Annotated in this window: 4 protein-coding genes and 1 pseudogene; 2 read left to right on the top strand and 3 right to left on the bottom strand. The window is 70.4% G+C overall.

Features of this window, described 5'->3' with window-relative positions; translation table 11 throughout:
- Both CCN39_RS48690 and CCN39_RS48685 read right to left on the bottom strand, forming a co-directional pair.
- The coding region (locus tag CCN39_RS48690; protein ID WP_143264505.1) for an MFS transporter at positions 1–634 on the bottom strand (634 nt) is incomplete at its 3' end.
- On the bottom strand, positions 631–1,191 hold the full coding sequence (locus tag CCN39_RS48685; protein ID WP_086854008.1) for an ArsR/SmtB family transcription factor: 561 nt from the start codon (positions 1,189–1,191) through the stop codon (positions 631–633). The genes CCN39_RS48685 and CCN39_RS48690, both read right to left, overlap by 4 nt.
- Positions 1,192–1,264: 73 nt before the next feature.
- Here CCN39_RS48685 and CCN39_RS48680 point away from each other — a divergent pair, with 73 nt between their 5' ends.
- Positions 1,265–1,549 (top strand): GlsB/YeaQ/YmgE family stress response membrane protein, encoded by a 285-nt coding sequence (locus CCN39_RS48680; protein WP_086854006.1) that lies wholly within the window; start codon positions 1,265–1,267, stop codon positions 1,547–1,549.
- Positions 1,550–1,588: 39 nt separating this feature from the next.
- Here CCN39_RS48680 and CCN39_RS48675 read toward each other — a convergent pair whose 3' ends face one another.
- Positions 1,589–1,810: a hypothetical protein gene (locus CCN39_RS48675; protein ID WP_086854004.1), complete on the bottom strand. Its 222-nt coding sequence runs from the start codon at positions 1,808–1,810 to the stop codon at positions 1,589–1,591.
- Positions 1,811–2,058: 248 nt separating this feature from the next.
- Here CCN39_RS48675 and CCN39_RS52470 point away from each other — a divergent pair.
- A pseudogene (locus tag CCN39_RS52470) lies at positions 2,059–2,197 on the top strand (phosphatidylserine decarboxylase); the annotation flags it as partial.

Here is a 2,197-nt window from a genome sequence, read left to right as displayed (position 1 = left end):
ACCGCAGCCCTTCGGCGATCTGGCTGCGCAACGGCGTCCGCTTCGCCGCGACGACGGTTTCCCGCACCCGGATCGCGCGCACGCACAGCACGGAGACGCCGAAGCTGACCGCGTCCACGAGGATGCCGCTGACCGGGCCGAACGCCTGCGCCAGCAGCCCCGCCAGGCCGGGGCCGGCGACCTGCGTCGCGGATTCGCTGCCGTCCAGCTTCGCGTTGCCTTCGAGCAGGTCGTCCTTGCCGACCAGCGTCGGGAGGTAGGCCCGGTAGGCGAGGCTGAAGAACACCTTGGCGACCCCGCCGAGCAGGGCCGCGACCAGCAGGTACGGCATGGTCAGCAGCCCGAAGGCGGCGACGAGCGGGACACTGCCGAACACCGCCATCGAGACGGTGTTGCAGATCAGCATGACCGGGCGCTTCGGCAGCCGGTCGACCCAGGCACCCGCCGGCAGGCCGATCACCAGCCAGGGCAGCCAGGCCACCGCCGTCAGCAGCGCGACCCCGAAGGTGCTCGCCTGCAGCGTGACCACCGCGACCAGCGGCAACGCCGTGCTCGCCACCATGCTGCCGAGCATGCTCGTGGTCTCGCCGGTCCAGAGCAGCCGGAAGTCCCTGTTCCCCCAGAGCCCCTTCACGGCTGGCCCAGTGACGTCCGCGCGGCGAAGAAGACCGGACGGCGCTCGACCCCGTCACCGGGCTTGGTGCGGTTGTCGAACTCGCTGATCAACAGGAAGATCCGCTCGTTCAGCTCGTCCAGCTCGGCGGTGGACAGCCGCAGCCAGGTGTCCATGCTGAACGGCGCGCCGCGCCACTCCTCGGGATAGTTCTCCCGGGTGGCGATCCACTGGCGGGCGATCGCCGTCTGGTGGTCGAGGGTGAGCACCTCGGCCGCCTCGGCGACCGGGTCGTCGGGGAAGTCCGAGGACGCCCACCGCAGGGTTTTCGACGTGCGCTTCCACCAGCGTTCCCGCTGGTCACGAGCGAGTTCCGGCGCCTCTTCGACCAGCCTTGCCGCGGCCAGCACCTTCATGTGGTGACTGATGTTGCCCACCGCTTGGCCGCTTTTGGCGGCCAGCACCGACGCCGTGGCGGGGCCGTCGAGGTGCAGCAGCTCCATCAGGCGGCGGCGCAGCGGGTGGGACATGGCGGCCAGCACCTTCGAATCCCGGATCTCCCGGATGTCGTCGCTCATGACGCACAAGAGTAGTTGTACAAGAGCTCTTGTGCAATGGCGCTTGTACGTCTCCCTCCCGTAAGCTTCGGCCATGGGTTTCGTCGCATGGGTGATCTTCGGCGCCATCGTCGGCTGGATCGCCAACCTGGTCGTCGGCGGACGGGCGCGGCAACGCCTGGGTTGCCTGGTCAGCGTGCTCGTCGGGGTCGTCGGCGCGGCGCTGGGCGGGCTGCTCTACCGGCTCGCGACGGGCCAGGCGAAGACCTTCGACTTCGACTTCCCCAGCTTCGGCGTGGCCATCCTGGGCGCGGTCGTACTGCTGGCGATCCTGCGGCTCGCGACCGGCCTTGCCCGGCGTCCGAGTGACCGTTGGTAACTTTTGCCGGACGAAAAGTGATCAACAGGCCTTCCGGCGCTAAACTGCTCCCTCACGCGCATCTCCCGGTGGCCGGGTGCGTGCGCCGTCGGGGGGCGGATGCACCCGGCCCCGGTTCTTCGCCTTCATCGCCTCGATGACGACGTCCACCGCGCGCACGGGGTCGACGAGCGACGGCACGGGCACCTCGTCGATCTCCCGACGCCACGCGCCGAGGAGCTCGCGAAGCCGGGCTTCGGCGGGATCGTGGCGGTCGCTCATCGGTCCTCACAGGTCAGTCGGGGCAGCGCCCCGAACGGCGGCAACTACTGAGAGTTATCGGCGAAATCGACCTTGCGTTACGACGAGCCGATCTTTCCCACCCGCCACGGTGACCCCCTCCCGGAGGAGTCCGGCAGGGGCGCTCGGACACGCTCACCTGGGGCAGCGGTAGCGTGGGGGCGCCCGTACGCGGCCGCCGGACCCCGGCGCCCATGCGTTCTTCCGACACGAAACCAGGGGACCCGACCATGAGCGGCACCCGGCCGGATTCCGCCGGCAACCCCGTCGCCCACGCCGTCCAGCTCGCCCGCGAGACGCTGCCGCCGATGCACCCCGCCGGTCGCCCGTTCGTGGCGGGCGGCGTCGCCGCGACCCTGCTCGCGCGCC

It is taken from the genome of Amycolatopsis kentuckyensis (assembly GCF_002155975.1).
GTDB classification, from domain to species: domain Bacteria; phylum Actinomycetota; class Actinomycetes; order Mycobacteriales; family Pseudonocardiaceae; genus Amycolatopsis; species Amycolatopsis kentuckyensis.
The sequence above is the reverse complement of the archived record's forward strand: the minus strand, read 5'-3'. Positions and strand labels throughout refer to the sequence as shown.

What these genes read in the sequence shown, in the direction of transcription:
- CCN39_RS48685 (WP_086854008.1), bottom strand. Translation starts at nt 1,191, where the DNA reads ATGAGCGACGACATCCGGGAGATCCGGGATTCGAAGGTGCTGGCCGCC.
- CCN39_RS48680 (WP_086854006.1), top strand. Translation starts at nt 1,265, where the DNA reads ATGGGTTTCGTCGCATGGGTGATCTTCGGCGCCATCGTCGGCTGGATC.
- CCN39_RS48675 (WP_086854004.1), bottom strand. Translation starts at nt 1,810, where the DNA reads ATGAGCGACCGCCACGATCCCGCCGAAGCCCGGCTTCGCGAGCTCCTC.